The sequence below is a fragment of the Nocardiopsis mangrovi genome (assembly GCF_042653925.1).
Taxonomy (GTDB): Bacteria; Actinomycetota; Actinomycetes; order Streptosporangiales; family Streptosporangiaceae; genus Nocardiopsis_B; species Nocardiopsis_B mangrovi.
Genome location: NZ_JBHSFQ010000044.1, coordinates 1 through 14,503, shown reverse-complemented (window position 1 = coordinate 14,503; position 14,503 = coordinate 1). Strand labels below are relative to the sequence as shown.

The 14,503-nt window shown below is 72.4% G+C and carries 18 protein-coding genes; 12 read left to right on the top strand and 6 right to left on the bottom strand.

The genetic code is table 11. The annotated features are described in order from the left end of the window. Nucleotides 1-209: 209 nt before the first annotated feature. Together ACFO4E_RS27950 and ACFO4E_RS27945 are read left to right on the top strand one after the other, a co-directional pair. Complete coding sequence (locus tag ACFO4E_RS27950; protein ID WP_378579947.1) at nucleotides 210-398, top strand: hypothetical protein; 189 nt, start codon at nucleotides 210-212, stop codon at nucleotides 396-398. Nucleotides 399-538: 140 nt separating this feature from the next. Beyond that, entirely contained in the window at nucleotides 539-1,390 is an 852-nt protein-coding gene (locus ACFO4E_RS27945; protein WP_378579945.1) for a pentapeptide repeat-containing protein, read from the top strand. 202 nt (nucleotides 1,391-1,592) lie between these two features. Here the strand turns inward: ACFO4E_RS27945 and ACFO4E_RS27940 are convergent, their stop codons facing one another. After that, complete coding sequence (locus ACFO4E_RS27940; protein ID WP_378579943.1) at nucleotides 1,593-2,114, bottom strand: MarR family winged helix-turn-helix transcriptional regulator; 522 nt, start codon at nucleotides 2,112-2,114, stop codon at nucleotides 1,593-1,595. 103 nt (nucleotides 2,115-2,217) lie between these two features. Between ACFO4E_RS27940 and ACFO4E_RS27935 the strand changes: the two genes are divergently transcribed. Next, nucleotides 2,218-3,297 (top strand): FAD-dependent oxidoreductase, encoded by a 1,080-nt coding sequence (locus tag ACFO4E_RS27935; RefSeq protein ID WP_378579941.1) that lies wholly within the window; start codon nucleotides 2,218-2,220, stop codon nucleotides 3,295-3,297. 174 nt (nucleotides 3,298-3,471) lie between these two features. Here ACFO4E_RS27935 and ACFO4E_RS27930 read toward each other — a convergent pair whose 3' ends face one another. Then, nucleotides 3,472-3,666: a hypothetical protein gene (locus tag ACFO4E_RS27930; RefSeq protein ID WP_378579939.1), complete on the bottom strand. Its 195-nt coding sequence runs from the start codon at nucleotides 3,664-3,666 to the stop codon at nucleotides 3,472-3,474. Between the two features lie 96 nt (nucleotides 3,667-3,762). Beyond that, entirely contained in the window at nucleotides 3,763-4,782 is a 1,020-nt protein-coding gene (locus ACFO4E_RS27925; RefSeq protein ID WP_378579937.1) for an NADP-dependent oxidoreductase, read from the bottom strand. 291 nt (nucleotides 4,783-5,073) lie between these two features. Between ACFO4E_RS27925 and ACFO4E_RS27920 the strand changes: the two genes are divergently transcribed. After that, nucleotides 5,074-5,847 (top strand): SDR family oxidoreductase, encoded by a 774-nt coding sequence (locus ACFO4E_RS27920; RefSeq protein WP_378579935.1) that lies wholly within the window; start codon nucleotides 5,074-5,076, stop codon nucleotides 5,845-5,847. Nucleotides 5,848-5,944: 97 nt separating this feature from the next. Here the strand turns inward: ACFO4E_RS27920 and ACFO4E_RS27915 are convergent, their stop codons facing one another. Then, a complete protein-coding gene (locus ACFO4E_RS27915) occupies nucleotides 5,945-7,363 on the bottom strand; it encodes an APC family permease (RefSeq protein ID WP_378579933.1) in 1,419 nt (472 codons plus the stop codon). 278 nt (nucleotides 7,364-7,641) lie between these two features. On the opposite strand from ACFO4E_RS27915, the gene ACFO4E_RS27910 reads away from it, so the two are divergent. The 3 genes from ACFO4E_RS27910 to ACFO4E_RS27900 are packed head-to-tail and all read left to right on the top strand — an operon-like array spanning nucleotide 7,642 to nucleotide 9,753. Further along, nucleotides 7,642-8,343: an LbetaH domain-containing protein gene (locus ACFO4E_RS27910; RefSeq protein WP_378579931.1), complete on the top strand. Its 702-nt coding sequence runs from the start codon at nucleotides 7,642-7,644 to the stop codon at nucleotides 8,341-8,343. Between the two features lie 49 nt (nucleotides 8,344-8,392). Then, nucleotides 8,393-8,725 (top strand): hypothetical protein, encoded by a 333-nt coding sequence (locus ACFO4E_RS27905; protein WP_378579930.1) that lies wholly within the window; start codon nucleotides 8,393-8,395, stop codon nucleotides 8,723-8,725. Nucleotides 8,726-8,775: 50 nt separating this feature from the next. After that, nucleotides 8,776-9,753, top strand: a complete 978-nt coding sequence (locus ACFO4E_RS27900) for an NADP-dependent oxidoreductase (RefSeq protein ID WP_378579928.1) — start codon at nucleotides 8,776-8,778, stop codon at nucleotides 9,751-9,753. A 69-nt stretch (nucleotides 9,754-9,822) separates the two neighbouring features. Here ACFO4E_RS27900 and ACFO4E_RS27895 read toward each other — a convergent pair whose 3' ends face one another. Further along, entirely contained in the window at nucleotides 9,823-10,260 is a 438-nt protein-coding gene (locus tag ACFO4E_RS27895; protein WP_378579926.1) for an ATP-binding protein, read from the bottom strand. A 242-nt stretch (nucleotides 10,261-10,502) separates the two neighbouring features. On the opposite strand from ACFO4E_RS27895, the gene ACFO4E_RS27890 reads away from it, so the two are divergent. Further along, nucleotides 10,503-11,258: a helix-turn-helix domain-containing protein gene (locus ACFO4E_RS27890; protein WP_378579924.1), complete on the top strand. Its 756-nt coding sequence runs from the start codon at nucleotides 10,503-10,505 to the stop codon at nucleotides 11,256-11,258. 1 nt (nucleotide 11,259) lies between these two features. Continuing rightward, on the top strand, nucleotides 11,260-11,427 hold the full coding sequence (locus ACFO4E_RS27885) for a DUF397 domain-containing protein (RefSeq protein ID WP_378579922.1): 168 nt from the start codon (nucleotides 11,260-11,262) through the stop codon (nucleotides 11,425-11,427). Between the two features lie 4 nt (nucleotides 11,428-11,431). Here ACFO4E_RS27885 and ACFO4E_RS27880 read toward each other — a convergent pair whose 3' ends face one another. Further along, nucleotides 11,432-12,043: a TetR/AcrR family transcriptional regulator gene (locus ACFO4E_RS27880; RefSeq protein WP_378579920.1), complete on the bottom strand. Its 612-nt coding sequence runs from the start codon at nucleotides 12,041-12,043 to the stop codon at nucleotides 11,432-11,434. Between the two features lie 156 nt (nucleotides 12,044-12,199). Between ACFO4E_RS27880 and ACFO4E_RS27875 the strand changes: the two genes are divergently transcribed. The 3 genes from ACFO4E_RS27875 to ACFO4E_RS27865 form a co-directional block, all read left to right on the top strand. Beyond that, the gene (locus tag ACFO4E_RS27875; RefSeq protein WP_378579918.1) at nucleotides 12,200-13,252 is read left to right on the top strand and encodes an alcohol dehydrogenase family protein; all 1,053 of its coding nucleotides are present in this window, start codon (nucleotides 12,200-12,202) and stop codon (nucleotides 13,250-13,252) included. Between the two features lie 68 nt (nucleotides 13,253-13,320). Then, nucleotides 13,321-14,019, top strand: a complete 699-nt coding sequence (locus ACFO4E_RS27870; RefSeq protein ID WP_378579983.1) for an HAD family hydrolase — start codon at nucleotides 13,321-13,323, stop codon at nucleotides 14,017-14,019. Nucleotides 14,020-14,311: 292 nt separating this feature from the next. Beyond that, nucleotides 14,312-14,503 (top strand): hypothetical protein (locus ACFO4E_RS27865; RefSeq protein ID WP_378579916.1); only part of this gene is annotated, 192 nt, incomplete at its 3' end.

The window sequence follows — 14,503 nt, the reverse complement described above, 5'->3', positions numbered from 1 at the left end:
TCCGGAGGCGCCGGCGGCCGGGCCGCCCGGGGCGCCGGGGACCTCCGCGCGGCCCTCCGGTGAGCGGCCGGTATGACACCTGTCATCCGAGTCCGGTGACATCGGCTCCTGCCGGGCGCGGGCGGCAGGATGCCATGATCAACTCGACGGGGCGCCGAACCGGCCCCGGTGGGACCGCCACAGGTCCGCGGTGCGACAACGGAGGACCAATGGGGCAGGGCACGAAGTTCACCGGCGGCATCGTCATGGGGATGATGGTCGGGGTCGTCTTCGGGATCACCATGGACAACCTGGCTTTGGGGATCGCGTTCGGTGTCGCGATCGGGATCGGCTTCGCCGCCGCCACCCGGATCGGCGCCGGCAACGGCGGCAAGGACGACACAGGGCCCACCGAGTAGGCCACTGCGGCCGGCCCTGTCCGGCGGCGTCATCCGGTCGCGCTGACACGCGGAAATCGAATGGACCCGTGCCCGCCGGTTACGGTGGGATGGTTCCGGGGCGCGCCGATCAGGGGCGGCGCCGGTGGGGGGAATGCGACGTGTCAGAGGAACGCGGTCGCGCGGGAGCGGGGGAGCTCAGCGGCGACTGCGCCGAATGCTTCGGGCTGTGCTGTGTGGCGCTGCCCTTCGCGGCATCGGCGGGCTTCGCCGTCGACAAGGACGCCGGCTCGCCCTGCCACAACCTGCGGCCCGACTTCGGCTGCGGCGTCCACGCGCGCCTGCGGCAGGAGGGGTTCTCCGGGTGCACGGTCTACGACTGCTTCGGCGCGGGCCAGAAGGTCGCACAGGTCACCTACGGCGGGCGCGACTGGCGGCGGGCCCCGCACACCGCCCAGGAGATGTTCGCCGTGTTCCCGGTCATGCGGCAGCTCCACGAACTGCTCCGGTACCTGGACGAGGCCCTGGGGCTGGAGGCGGCGCGCCCGCTGCATCCGCGGCTGCGCTCCGCCTATGACGCCGTCGACCGCCGCACGCGCTGCGGCGCCGCCGAACTGCTGGCGCTCGATGTGGCGGCACAGCGGGGCGAGGTCAACGAGCTGCTGCTGCGCGTGAGCGAACTGGTGCGCGCCGGGGCCCGCGGCCCGGCGCCGGCATCCCGCCGCGCGGCGGCCAAGGACCGGCGGGGCGCCGACCTCATCGGCGCGCGCCTCGCGGGCGCGGACCTCTCCGGCGCGGACCTGCGCGGCGCCTACCTGATCGCCGCCGACCTCCGGGGCGCCGACCTGACGCGCACCGACCTCATCGGCGCCGACCTCAGGGACGCCGACCTGTCCGGCGCCGACCTCACCGGATGCGTCTTCCTCACCCAGCCTCAGGTGGAGTCCGCGAAGGGCGACGCCCGCACCGTCCTGCCGCCCGCGCTCGCCCGCCCCGCGCACTGGCCGGCGTGAGGTCCCGTCCCTCCGGGGACGGCCCCGATCTCACCGTGCGCAGCCGCGTGCGACCCCGCGTGCCCGCAACCGCGGTCCCGGCGGGGCGCCCCGGCCGCGATCGGCCGGGCCACGACCCCGCGGCCCGAATCTCGCTCCCGGCGCTCGCGGCGCCTCCGTCCGGCTGAGGGCGGCAGGACGCGGCCCGGCCGGCGGCGGCCGGTCAGGCGGCCGGTGGTCCGGCGGGGTCCGCTCCGGTTCCGGTGACGAGGCGGCCGAGAAGGGACGCCAGTACGGCGCGGTCGGCGGCGGGCAGGCCGGCGGCCAGTGCGTCCAGCCGCGCGACGACCTCGCCGTGGGCGGCGTCGCCCAGGCGCGCCCCGGTGTCCGTCAGGGTGATCCGGCAGGCGCGCCGGTCGCTGGAGTCGCGGGTGCGCTCCACCAGGCCGCGCCGCACGACCCGGTCCACGAGGCCGCTCAGGCTGGACTTCTCCAGGTTCATCGTCCGGCTCAGCTCGGTCATGCCGACCGGGCCCTCCACCAACTGGCAGAGCAGCTGGGCCTGCTGCGGGGGCAGCCCGTGTGAGCGGCTGGCCTCGGCGAACTCCCGCTGGACCAGATGGGTGATCCGCACCAGGGCATCGGCCAGGGGGAGCCGTACCGCAGGGAGCGGTGGCCCAGCGGGGCCCGGTGCGGCGGGCCGCCGCACTCGGTCGGTCTCCTCGGCGTGCGCGGTCTCGGTCATCGTTCCTCCCTTCCCGGAGTCTAGTTGACAGTCGTTGGGATGACGAACTAATTTGCTTCGTAGTGCGAATTATTCGCGGCGCGAACTACTAGGAGATGTCGATATGACTGCGAGCGTGGTGGTGGTAGGCGGCGGCTATGGCGGGACCCTCGCCGCCAAGGCACTGGACGAGGTCGCCGACGTGGTGCTGGTCGAGCCCCGGGACGCGTTCGTCCACAACGTGGCGGCGTTGCGCGGGCTGGTCGACGGGCAGTGGGCCGACCGGCTCTTCCTCCCCTACGACCGGCTCCTCACCCGCGGCAGGGTGGTCCGCGACCGGGCGGTGCGGGTCGACGGAGACGGCGTCACCCTCGGATCCGGGGAGCGGATCGACGCGGACTACACCGTCCTGGCGACCGGTTCCGCCTACCCCTTCCCGGCCAAGTTCGCCGACGAGGACAGCGCGGACGCCAAGGCGGCACTGGGCGCCGCCCGCGCGGAGCTGGAGAAGGCCGACCGGGTCCTGCTGCTCGGCGCGGGGCCGGTCGGGCTGGAACTGGCGGGCGAGATCACCGCGGCGTGGCCCGCCAAGGCCGTCACCATCGTCGACCCGGCCGGCGACATCCTCGCCGGGAACTTCCCCGACGAACTCCGGTCGGAGCTGCGGCGCCAGCTCGACGGGCTCGGGGTGGAGCTGGTCCTCGGCGCGCGGCTGGACGCCGAGCCGCCCACGGACGCCGGCCGGGTCGGGGAGTTCACCGTCGCGGCGACCGGCGGCCGCGCGGTCACGGCCGACATCTGGTTCCGCTGCTTCGGCGTGGTGCCCGCGAGCGACTACCTGTCAGACGCCCTCGCCGCCGCGCGGCGATCGGACGGCCACATCGAGGTCACCCCGCACCTGCGGGTGGCGGGACAGGACCGGGTCTTCGCGATCGGGGACGTCACCGCCCTGCCCGAGGCGAAGACGGCGAAGGCCGCCGGCGAACACGCCGAGGTCGTGGCGGCGACCATCACCGCCCTGATCGGTGGAGACCCGGAGCCGGCCGGGTACACGCCCGGCGCCCCCGCGATCCTCCTTCCGCTGGGGCCCGCCGGGGGTGCCGGCTACGCCGCGGAGTACGGGCTGCTGGACGCCGCGACGACGGCGCGGTTCAAGGGCGCCGACCTGAGGGTCGCGGTCACCGCCGAGCAGCTCGGCCGGTGACCGGCGCGGCCCGTGCCCGGCGGGCCGGGGGCGACGTGCACCGCGGTCCGCGTCACCTGGCCCGGCCGGGTGCGCGGCCGGGCCAGGTGAGCACGGGTGCGGTCCCGGGCGCCGGACAAGGGCTTCGGCCCGGGGTGCGGCCCGGGACGTGGGCTCTGGGCGGCCCGTAGGGCTCTACCTGCCCTTGACACCGTCCAGCGTGGGGCAGATCTTGACGCCCACGTGCTTGGTGACGCCGCCCAGCCCGCTGTCGCACGACTTCTCCGGAGCGGCGGCCGGGGCGTCGTCGGCCGAGGCGGGGGCGGCGGCGCCGAAGGCGGTCACGGCGGCGGCCACCGCGGCGGCGGTACAGGCGAGGAATCGGTTCACGGAGAACTCCGATCACGTTCGGCGAGTAGATGTCACCCAGAGTGTAGGGAACCGCCGTGCTCCCCCGCGGCCGAACCGGAGCGGGGCAGGGATCCGTCAGGACTCCAGCCGGACGAGCATCTTGCCCGTGTTGGCCCCGCGCAGCAGGCCGAGGAACGCCTCGGGAGCGCGCTCGAACCCCTCGACCACCGTCTCCTCGGCGCGCAGGGAGCCGTCCGCGAGCCAGCCGACCGCCTTTGCGATGTACTCCGCGACGAGCTCGGGGTGGTCGCTCACCAGCATGCCGCGCAGGGTCAGCCGCTTGGCCACCAGCTGGGCCATGTTCGTCGGCCCGGGAACGGGCTCGGTGGCGTTGTAGCCGCTGATCATGCCGACGATGGCGGCCGTCCCGTGGGGGTTGAGGGCATCGATGGCGGCCTCCAGGTGGTCGCCCCCGACATTGTCGATGTAGACGTCGATGCCGTCGGGGGCGAACTCGGCGAGCTGGTCGGCGACCGACCCCGCCCGGTAGTCGACGGCGGCGTCGTAGCCGAACGTCTCGACCAGTTTGCGGCCCTTCTCCGGCCCGCCGGCCGAGCCGATCACCTTGGCCGCGCCGAGGAGCCGCGCGATCTGCCCGGCTATGCTGCCGACCGCTCCGGCCGCACCGGAGACGAACACCACGTCCCCCTCGCGGACCGGGGCGGTGTCGGTGACGGCGACATAGGCCGTCACGCCGGTGGATCCCAGTACGCCGAGGTAGTCCTGCGGCCGGGCGATGGCGGTGTCGACGACGGTCGCGGCCGCGGCGTCCAGCACGGCGTACTCGCGCCACCCGAGGAAGTGCGAGACGGTCGACCCGACCGGGACCGCATCGGTTCCGGAGACGAGCACCTCGCCGACCGCGGCTCCGTTCAAGGGGGCACCGATCGCGAAGGGCGCGATGTAGGACTTGGTGTCGTTCATCCGCCCGCGCATGTAGGGGTCGACGGACATCCAGGTGTTGCGGACGAGGATCTCGCCGTCGCCCGGCTCGGGTACGTCGACCGTGGCGAGTTCGAAGTTCTCCGGGCCGGGTTCGCCGACCGGGCGGGAGGCGAGCCGGAACTCGCGGCTGCTGATCGGGTGGTCGCTCATCGGACGCCCTCCTGGGTGTGCTTCGCCGCCGGCCCGGAGTCCTACCCGCCGCCGGCGCGGAGCCGGCCGCCAGTCCGCTTCCGGCCAGCTTAGACACCGGACGCCGGTCGGAGCGGGCACCACGTCGCGGTGACCGCCAGGCCGGGGGAAAGAATGTGGGCGCGGCGTCCGGCGCGGTCCGGCACCACGCACTGCCGTGGTGCCGTCCCGTGCCCTGTCGCGGTGGCGACGCGGTGTCGTGCCGTGGTGCGGTGGCGCCGCCGGTGAAGGTCTCGGTGAGAGGGGAAGCGGATGGACTTCGGGCTGGGCGGCAGGGTGGCGGTGGTCCCGGGCGCGACGTCGGGCCTCGGGCTGGCGTCGGCGCGGGCGCTGGCGGGGGAGGGGGCCGACGTCGTCATCGGCGGCAGGCGCGCCGGGCTCGCCCGGGAGGAGGCCGCGGCGCTGCCCTCCGCCATCGGGGTCGGGGTCGACCTGACGGCCCCCTCCGGCCCCGAGACGCTGGTGGGCGCCGCGACCGATGCGTTCGGCCCCGTCGACGTGCTCGTCCTCAACGGGGGCGGCCCCGCACCGGGGACCGCGGCCGGGATGACCTCCGGAACGGCGGCCGAGGCCGTTGACCTGCTGCTCCTCCCGCACGTGCGGCTGGTCGAGGCGGTCCTGCCGCGGATGCGGGAACGCGGCTGGGGGCGCATCATCGCGATCGGATCCAGCGGCGTCCAGCAGCCGATCGACGGGCTGGCCGCGTCGAACGTGGGCCGGGCGGCGCTCGCCGGCTACCTGAAGACCCTCGCCGGCGAGGTGGCCGGCGACGGCGTCACGGTCAACATGGTCCTGCCCGGCCGTATCGACACCGCGCGCCTCGCCCGGCTGGACCGCGCCCGCGCCGACCGGCAGGGCGCGGAGGTCGAGGGCGTGCGCAAGGAGTCGGAGGCGGGCATCCCCGTCGGCCGCTACGGTACGCCCGACGAGTTCGGGGCGGTGGTCGCGTTCCTCGCCAGCCGGGCGGCCTCCTATGTGACAGGGGAGCAGATCCGCTGCGACGGCGGTCTGGTCCGCGCCCACTGAGCAGGCGGGGGCGGCCACGGAACCGCCGCGGGCCCGGCCGCGCGCGTCCGCGCGCCGCCGGGCCCGCGGTAGAGCGGTCCTGTCGGTCCTGTCGGTCCTATTGGTCCTGTCGGCTCAGCGGCTCGGGGGCCGCGGGGTCGGCCTTGCCGCGGCCGCCGATGGCCTGGTTGGCCAGCCAGAACAGCAGGCCGATCCCCAGGAGCGCACCCGCGATGGCGTACTCCCGCAGCGGGCGGCCGGTGATCGGCAGCGCGAAGAACAGGCAGGTCAGGGCGCCCAGCACAGGGGCCCACGTGGGGGCCGTGAAGTGCGGGTGCTCGACCTTGTCCCTGCGCAGCACCAGCACCGCCACGTTGACCACGGCGAACACGACCAGCAGCAGCAGCGAGGTGGTCCCGCCCAGGTCGGCGATCGTCACCGAGCTCACCAGGATGACGGCGATACCGCTGGTGAACAGGACCGACACCCACGGCGTGCGGCGTACGGCCAGCACCGACCCGAAGACCCGGGGGATGATGCGCTCGTTGGCCATGCCGTACAGCAGGCGGCTGGCCATGAGCATGTTGATCAGCGCCGTGTTGGTCAGCGCGAACATCGCGATGATCGAGAACAGCATGGCCGGGAACCACGGCGCCGCGGCCTGCACCACCAGCAGCAGCGGCCCGTCGGACTCCGCCAGGAGGTCGGTGGGCACGAGAGTGGAGGTGATCACCGCGATGGTCAGGTAGATCACGGCCGTGATGCACAGGCCCAGCAGGACGACCCGGGGGAACGTCTTCACGGGGTCCTTGGTCTCCTCGGCCATGTTCACCGAGTCCTCGAACCCCACCATCGCGAAGAACGCCAGGGCGGTCGCCGACGTGACCGCGAAGAACGGCCCGCTGGTCTCGTCGAACTGCACGAGTCGCCCGGGATCGGCGGCGAGCTCGGGGTTGCCCGACCCGCCGAAGATCGCGATCGCGCCGAACACGATGACGATGAGCAGGCCGGAGACCTCGACCAGGGTGAGGACGACGTTGATCTTCACGGACTCGCTGACCCCGCGCAGGTTGATGCCGGCCAGCAGGAGCAGGAAGCCGATGGCCACCGCCCAGCCGGGCACATCGGGCCCCACGACCGCCGCCAGGTAGTCGCCGCTGAACCCCTGCGCGGCCGACGCCGCGGAGGTGATCCCCGAGCACATCACGGCGAACGCCACCATGAAGGTCAGCAGGTGCACGCCGAACGCCTTGTGGACGTACAGGGCGGCGCCCGCCGCGCGCGGGTATTTGCTGACCAGCTCCAGGTAGCTGAAGGCGGTCAGGAAGGCGACCACGAACGCCACCAGGAAGGGGACCCAGAGTGCCCCGCCGACCCGCCCCGCGACCTGGCCGGTCAGGGAGTAGACGGTGGTGCCGAGGATGTCCCCGATCACGAACAGCAGGAGCAGTTTCGGGCCGATGACGCGTTTCAGCGCCGTGCCGTCAGGCTCCTCGAACACCGGCTCGCCGTGGTCGGTCCGCGGTCCTTCGCTCACTTGGCCCCCGTCTGCTCGGTCGGCCGGCGCCGGGCCGGCCGCGTGCGTGCCCCGGCGCGACGGGCCCCAGCCCCGACCGCCGCTGCAAGGAGCGTAGTGGCCGCGTGACGTGCTGTGAAGGAGTGGGGCCGTCCTCTTTCGGCCCGCCGGGCAGGGCCGGGTTCCGTCCCCGTCGGGGTTCGGGGCCTGGAACGTTGAAAATCGGAGAACCGCCGGATCGGCGCGCACGCCGCTGCTAGCGTGTCGGCAATCCGAGTGGCCGGTGGGGGTGGGGGTCCGTGTTCAGGTTCACCGGAGTCACCGAGGTCCAACGGCTGGAAGCCGATCCCGACGTCCTCTCCCACACCGGGATCGTCCTGGCCGAGGGCCGCCACAGCTGGTATGCCGGGTACCACCACGGCGAGGGCTTCGCCGCCCGCGTCCGCTACGCGCCGCCCGGCCTGGCCGAGTACAACGGGCAGCCCACGGACCGGCTCCGCATCGGGAACTTCTGCCAGTTCGCTTCGGGCACGCAGTTCATGCTCGGCGGCAACCACGGCCACGACCTCGGCGCGGTCACCCCCTACGGCTTCAACTTCTTCCAGGGAGCCGCCGACAGGTGGCGGCCGAGCGGGGACACCGTGGTGGGCCACGAGGTGTGGATCGGCTACGAGGCGCTGGTCCTGCCCGGGGTGCGGCTGGGGACCGGATCCGTCATCGGGGCGCGCGCCGTCGTCGCGCGCGACGTCCCCCCGTTCGCCGTCGTGGTGGGGGACGGCCGGGTCGTGCGCCACCGCTTCGACCCCCTGACGCGGCGGCTGCTGTGGCGCACCGCCTGGTGGAACTGGCCCGATGACCGCATCGGCGACGCGCTCCCGCTGCTCCAAGGCCGCGACGCGCGGGCCCTCGCCCGTTACGCGGGCGTCGGGCAGGACGACGTCGCCGACGACCCCGACCCGATCACCCTCCTCCGGGCCGGCGAGGCCGCAGCGAGCGCGTGATCCGGGCTGCCCGCGCCGAAGGCCGCCGGTGGGCGGCATGATGTCGGCCATGTCCGATGAACGACCGGCGGAATTCTCCCGCGAACGGCTGGGCGGCCGCCCGGTGCCCGACGACCTGCGCATCCTGCTGACCGAGCACTGGGCGGGGCGTACGGAACTGCTCCACCGGGTCCGGCTCTACGACGATGAGGACGACCCGGTGGAGCACTTCGCGCGGCTCGCCGACACCCCCATCGCCAACGGCATTCCCATGAGCACCCGCGAGTACGGCGAGGTGTACGAGCCGGATCCCGCCGTCCACCCCGAGGAACTGCACGATGAGATCAACAGTGCGGAGTTCGCACGCCTGAGGAGGGAGCAGGCGCAGGCGGAGCGCGGGTAGGCGCGCCGATCGGGGTAGTCGGAGCCGGAGACGACACCGGGGGGAGCGCTATGGGCGGTGCGACGGAGACCATGCGGGCGGTGGTCCAGGACGGGTTCGGCGACGCCGATGTGCTGTACACGGCCGAGGTGCCCAGGCCGCGGCCGCTGCCGACCGAGGTCCTGGTGCGCGTCCACGCCGCCGGGGTCAACCCCGTGGACTGGAAGACGCGATCGGGCGGGGGGATGAGCGCGGTGCTGGGCGAGCCCCCGTTCATCCTCGGCTGGGACGTCTCCGGGGTCGTGGCCGAGGTCGGCTTCGGCGTGAACACCCTGCGGATCGGCGACGAGGTCTTCGGCATGCCCTGGTTCCCGCGGCCCGCGGGGGCCTACGCCGAGTACGTCACCGCACCGTCACGCCAGTTCACGCGCAAGCCCGACGCGCTGGACCACGAACACGCGGCCGCCGTGCCGTTGGCGGCCCTGACCGCGTGGCAGACAGTCACCGGGGTCGCGCACGTGGAGCCGGGCGACCGGGTGCTGGTCCACGCGGCGGCGGGAGGCGTGGGGCACTTCGCGGTGCAGCTCGCGAAGGAGCGGGGGGCCTGGGTCATCGGCACCGCGAGCTCCCGCAACCACGCGTGGCTGCGGGAGCTGGGCGCCCACGACGTCATCGACTACCACACGGACCGGTTCGAGGAGGTGATCGCCGACGGGGTCGACGCCGTCATCGACCTCGTCGGCGACGCCGTCGACCGGACGAGTACCCGGTCCCTGGAGGTGCTGCGCCCCGGCGGCATCCTCGTGGCGGTGCCGTCAGGGGTGACGCCGGAGCTGCTCGACCTCGCCGCGCAGCGGGGAGTGCGGGCGAGCGCGTTCATGGTCGAACCCGACGGCGCGGCACTGACCGAGGTGGCCCGCCTCATCGACGCGGGCGCGATCTCGGTCTACGTCGACGGAGTCTTCCCCTTGGCCGAGGTCGCCGACGCCCATCGCCGGTCCGAGGAGAGCCACGGCCGGGGGAAGTTCGTCCTCCGGGTCGCCGATTGAGCCGACGAGTGGGGCCGGATGTCCCTGCCTCCCCCTCGAAGGCGGGGACACCCGGGGCCGGGGAGCGGATCAGCCCGCCGCGGCGGTGGCGCCGGGAAGGTTTCCCCAGGTGAGGGTGAAGCCGACGCCGTGGCGGGGTGTGGGCAGTGGGCCCCAGGTGTCGGCAAGGTAGTCGATGAGGGTCATGCCGCGTCCGTGCTGGGCCATGGGGGTGATGGGGCGGATGAAGGGGGTTGTCCCGCCGGCGGGACGTCCTTCGTCCTCGACCTCGATGGTGATCCGGCGCTGCTCGACCATGAGGGTGACGTCGAACTTCCCGCCGCGTCCGCTGGCGGTGTAGCGGATGGCGTTGGTCGCCGCCTCGCTGAGCAGCAGGACGGCGGAGGCGACGGTGTCGCCGGGGATGTCGAACGCGCAGTGGACGGTCAGCAGGCCCTCGCACCAGGACCGCGCCCGCTTGACCTGGTCCGCCCACCCGGGGAATCGCTGGAAGTAGACCACCGCCATCACCGCCCCCCGACGCGGTACAGATACGGACGGACGCGGGCGCACCGCCCGCGGGTACGATCGTTCATCGTCATCAGCTCCTTCGAAAAGCCGTGGCCGTGCCCCGGACGGATGCCGCCGTCGCGGGGTTCCTTTGCATCCAGAATCGTCTGTGGACGCTTTGAGCTGCCATAGAGGCCACACTTTCCTGGCATTCCATTGATCGCCGGGAAAACCGTGGAAAGTCACGGGATGCTGAGTGGATGGACAACTTCGGGGACGCCTTGAAGGCCCAAATCGAACTTTCGGGGACCAATCAGTCCCAGCTCGCCCGGAAGTGCGGGTACTCCTCATCTCAGATATCCGCCCTCGTCAAAGGGGTGCGGTTGCCTAAACGGGGAGCGGTCGAGGCGTTGGATGGAGCTCTCGGTGCTCAGGGCATGCTCATCCGCCGATGGGCGGATGCCAAGCGACGCGAGGCGCAGCCCGAGTGGATGCGCAGGATCGCCGATGTCGAGGATCAGGCCGCGGAGATTCGTATCTCACAGCCGACGATCCTTCCGGTCGTGCTCCAGAGCGAGGAATACGCTCGCGGAATCCTTCGGATGGGGCGTCCATTGTCGTCCGGCCAGGAGATAGAAGGAGAGGTCGAGCGGCGGATCGCGCGTGCCAAGTACCTGCTCCGTGATGAGGGCCCCAAGATCACTGCCATGGTGCCGGAACACGTTATCCGGGCGGCTCCGGAGATCGCACCCGATGCGCTCCGGCATCTGCTGGGGCTGACAGAATCGCTGCTGGTCCAGGTGATCCCGGCCGGGGTGCATCTGGGCGCGAGTATGGGAGCGTTCCGGTTGATCAGCTTCGAAGACCGTCTGCCCATTGTGTTCGTCGAACACGCGGTCGGCGGAAACCTGGTCGATCACCCGGCCACGGTGTCCCATTTCAGTGCCGCAGCGAACCGCTTGCAGGCCGAGGCACTGCGGCCGGTGGATTCATGGAATCTGATCAAGGAGATCTGATATGCCGGACTTCCATAAGAGCACCTACAGCCACGCTCACGGAGACTGCGTAGAGGTCGCCGAAGGGCCGAAAGCCCTGGTCCGCGATAGTAGAAACCGCGATGCGGCAACGCTGACCGTCTCCGCGCGTGAATGGGTCGCTCTGCTCGCCGACATCGACGCGTTCTAGTGCTTCACGCCTTGAACAGGGCCGATGCCGCGTTGCGGGCATGGGTGGCCGCCTCTGACAGGACCCCTGTGCCCGCCGTTACGGTGACGCCTTCGTGGAGGAGGAGGAGCACGGCTCCGGTCGCGGCCGGGTCGGGGCTGCCTGCTGCGGAGGCCAGTTCGGTGAAGTAGCCGAGCATCCAGCGCTTGTGCTCCACCACCACGCGGTGCCCCGGGTGATCCGCCGCGGGGATTTCGGCGAGCGCGTTCACGAACGCGCATCCGCGTCGTCCCTCGCGTTCGAGCCAGTCGCCCAGGGCCTCGAACGTGGCCGTCGCCCGCTCGGTCGGCGTCGTCGCGCGTTCGTCCACCCATGCGGTGAGCCATGTCCGCCACCGCTCGTCGCGCTCGGCGAGGTAGGCGGCGACCAGCCGCTCCTTCGACCCGAAGCACGCGTACAGCGTCCTCTTGGTCACCCCCGCCGCCGCCGACACGGCGTCGACGCCGACCGCGTGGATGCCCTCGCGGTAGAACAGCTCGGCCGCGGCGTCCAGTACCTTCCGCCCCGCAGGGGTGAGCGAAATCGGCCGTCCCTCAGGGGCGCCGGCCGGACGCGCGGTCGCCGTCTTCTCTGCCATTGATCATCACCTCACCGTGAGTATACCGACCGGTGTGTTTCGTGGCTCATTGACATCGTGGCCGGTCGCATGTTGGAGTGGGCGATGCCAGGTAACCACACCGGTCGGTATACCTCAACATCGACCGGTGCACCCTCGACCTTCTGAGGAGGAACGATGCACGCCATGGTCCTCACCGGCTTCGGCGGCCCCGAACGGCTCGACTACCGGACCGACGTCCCCGACCCCGTTCCCGGACCGGGCGAGGTCCGGGTCAAGGTCGGCGCAGCGGGCCTGAACAACACCGACATCTGGACCCGCGAGGGGGCGTACGGATCCCCTGACGACCCCGGGGCGACCGCCGGGTGGCGGCGCGAGCCCCTGGCCTTCCCCAGGATCCAGGGCGCCGACATCGCGGGCACCATCGACCAGGTGGGCCCGGACGTCCCCGCATCCCGCGTCGGCGAACGGGTCCTCGTCGACCCCATGCTCTACAGCGGCGGGGAACGCGAACTCGTGGACACCGCGTACCTGGGCAGCGAGCGCGACGGCGGGTTCGCCGAACTCGTCACCGTCCCGGCCGGGAACGCGCACCGGGTCGAATCCCCGCTGTCGGACGCCGAACTCGCCACGTTCCCCACCGCCTACACGACGGCGATGCGCATGCTGAACCGCGCCGCCGTCAGCGCGGGCGAGACCGTGGTGGTCACCGGGGCCTCCGGCGGGGTCGGATCGGCGCTGATCCAGCTCGCCACCGCGCGCGGCGCCGAGGTGATCGCGGTGGTGGGCGCAGCCAAGCGCGACCGGGCACTGGAGCTCGGCGCGATCGCCGCCGTCCCGCGCGACGCGGCCGACCTCGGCGGACAGGTGCGCGACGCCGCGGCGGGACGGTCGATCGAGGTGGTCGCCGACGTCGTCGCCGGCCCCGCCTATTCGCCGCTGATCGGCGTGCTCGGCCCGTTGGGCCGCTACGTGGTCGCCGGGGGGATCGCCGGACCGGTCGTCGAGGCCGACCTCCGCACCATCTACCTGCGCCAGCTCAGCCTCATCGGGTCGTCTTTCGGCACCCACGAGGACTTCGCCCAGCTGCTCGCCCACATCGAGAACGGCGAACTCCGCCCGCTGCTGGCCGGCGAGTACCCGCTGCGCGACCTCGCCACCGCGCAGGCCGCGTTCACGGCGAAGGGCTTCTTCGGCAAGCTCGTCGTCCGGCCCGGGGGTGCGGCGTGACCTCCTCGGAGGCTTCGCCGACCCCGCGGTCAGGTCCACCGGCAGATGGTGCGGTCCGGCCATCCGAGATCCGGCTCCTGACCTTCGACGTGGTCGGAACGCTGATCGACTTCGAGAAGGGGATCCTCGACTCGGTCGCCCGCCTGGCGGGCCGAACCGGGTCGGGGGTCCCCGACCGCGCCGTCCTGGAGGCATACGCCCGCGCCGAGCGCATCGAGGGCCGCCGCAACCCGGAGGCCCCGTTCACCGATCTCCTCGACGCCGCCTATCCCCACATGGCCGCGGAGCTGCGCCTGCCGCCCTACCCGGACCCCGAGGACACGCTGCGCGCCGGTATCCCGAACTGGCCCGCCTTCCCCGATGCGGTCGACGCGCTCGCGGTACTGCGCCGCCGGTTCCGGCTCGTCGCCCTCACCAACGCCGACGCCGAGTCGGCGAGGGCGATGGCGGCCATCCTGGGCGACCCCTTCCACGACCAGGTGACGCCGGACATCGCGGGGGCGGCCAAGCCCGATCCGCGGATCTTCGCGTTCTGCCACGCCAGGCAGAAAGCGCACGGCCACTCCCGGGCGGACTGGCTGCACGTGGCGCAGAGCCAGTACCACGACATCGGCGTCGCGACCCGGCTGCGCCTGCGCACCTGCTGGATCGAGCGTCGCCACGCGAGTCCGGGCTTCGGCGCGACGCCGCAGCCGGACCGCGTCACGGTCCCGGACCTTCACTTCTCCTCGCTCGTTGGGCTCCTCGCGGCTCTCGGGATCGATTGATCCGGCTCATGTGACCTGGTCGTCGTGCTGGCCGCGGCGGGTTGGGGCTCAAGCGGGCGGCGACGGCGGGTGGGGGGAGGGGTGGCGCGGAGCCTTCCTGCGGGTGCGTCCTCCGGTTCAAGCGGGCAGCGACGGTGAGCAGCGGGCCCCGGTCGGCGGTCGGGTGGCCGGTGCGTGCGGGGTGCGGGCGGCCGGGGGTGCGTCAGGGGTGTGTACCACCAACGAAAACAACTTAGGGAAATCGTTCGATAACTCCTTGAGTTTAGAACTGGAGTTCGATAAAATCATGCCCATGAGCACCCCTCTCGCCACCGACCTCCCCCGGGAGGTGACCCCCGACGACCAGCCCGAACCGCTGGCCGGGGGTCTGCTGGCCGAGTGGGTGCTCACCTTGGACGCCGCCACCCTCACCGGCGACGAGCAGCTCAACCTCATCACCCGGCTCGAAACCTGCAAGCGGTGGCTCGAAGCCGCACAGCTGGAC

Coding starts and splice junctions, on each gene's coding strand:
- ACFO4E_RS27890 (WP_378579924.1), top strand. CDS start 10,503: ATGGACAACTTCGGGGACGCCTTGAAGGCCCAAATCGAACTTTCGGGG.
- ACFO4E_RS27925 (WP_378579937.1), bottom strand. CDS start 4,782: ATGAGCGACCACCCGATCAGCAGCCGCGAGTTCCGGCTCGCCTCCCGC.
- ACFO4E_RS27900 (WP_378579928.1), top strand. CDS start 8,776: ATGGGCGGTGCGACGGAGACCATGCGGGCGGTGGTCCAGGACGGGTTC.
- ACFO4E_RS27920 (WP_378579935.1), top strand. CDS start 5,074: ATGGACTTCGGGCTGGGCGGCAGGGTGGCGGTGGTCCCGGGCGCGACG.
- ACFO4E_RS27950 (WP_378579947.1), top strand. CDS start 210: ATGGGGCAGGGCACGAAGTTCACCGGCGGCATCGTCATGGGGATGATG.
- ACFO4E_RS27880 (WP_378579920.1), bottom strand. CDS start 12,043: ATGGCAGAGAAGACGGCGACCGCGCGTCCGGCCGGCGCCCCTGAGGGA.
- ACFO4E_RS27875 (WP_378579918.1), top strand. CDS start 12,200: ATGCACGCCATGGTCCTCACCGGCTTCGGCGGCCCCGAACGGCTCGAC.
- ACFO4E_RS27905 (WP_378579930.1), top strand. CDS start 8,393: ATGTCCGATGAACGACCGGCGGAATTCTCCCGCGAACGGCTGGGCGGC.
- ACFO4E_RS27895 (WP_378579926.1), bottom strand. CDS start 10,260: ATGGCGGTGGTCTACTTCCAGCGATTCCCCGGGTGGGCGGACCAGGTC.
- ACFO4E_RS27885 (WP_378579922.1), top strand. CDS start 11,260: ATGCCGGACTTCCATAAGAGCACCTACAGCCACGCTCACGGAGACTGC.
- ACFO4E_RS27935 (WP_378579941.1), top strand. CDS start 2,218: ATGACTGCGAGCGTGGTGGTGGTAGGCGGCGGCTATGGCGGGACCCTC.
- ACFO4E_RS27940 (WP_378579943.1), bottom strand. CDS start 2,114: ATGACCGAGACCGCGCACGCCGAGGAGACCGACCGAGTGCGGCGGCCC.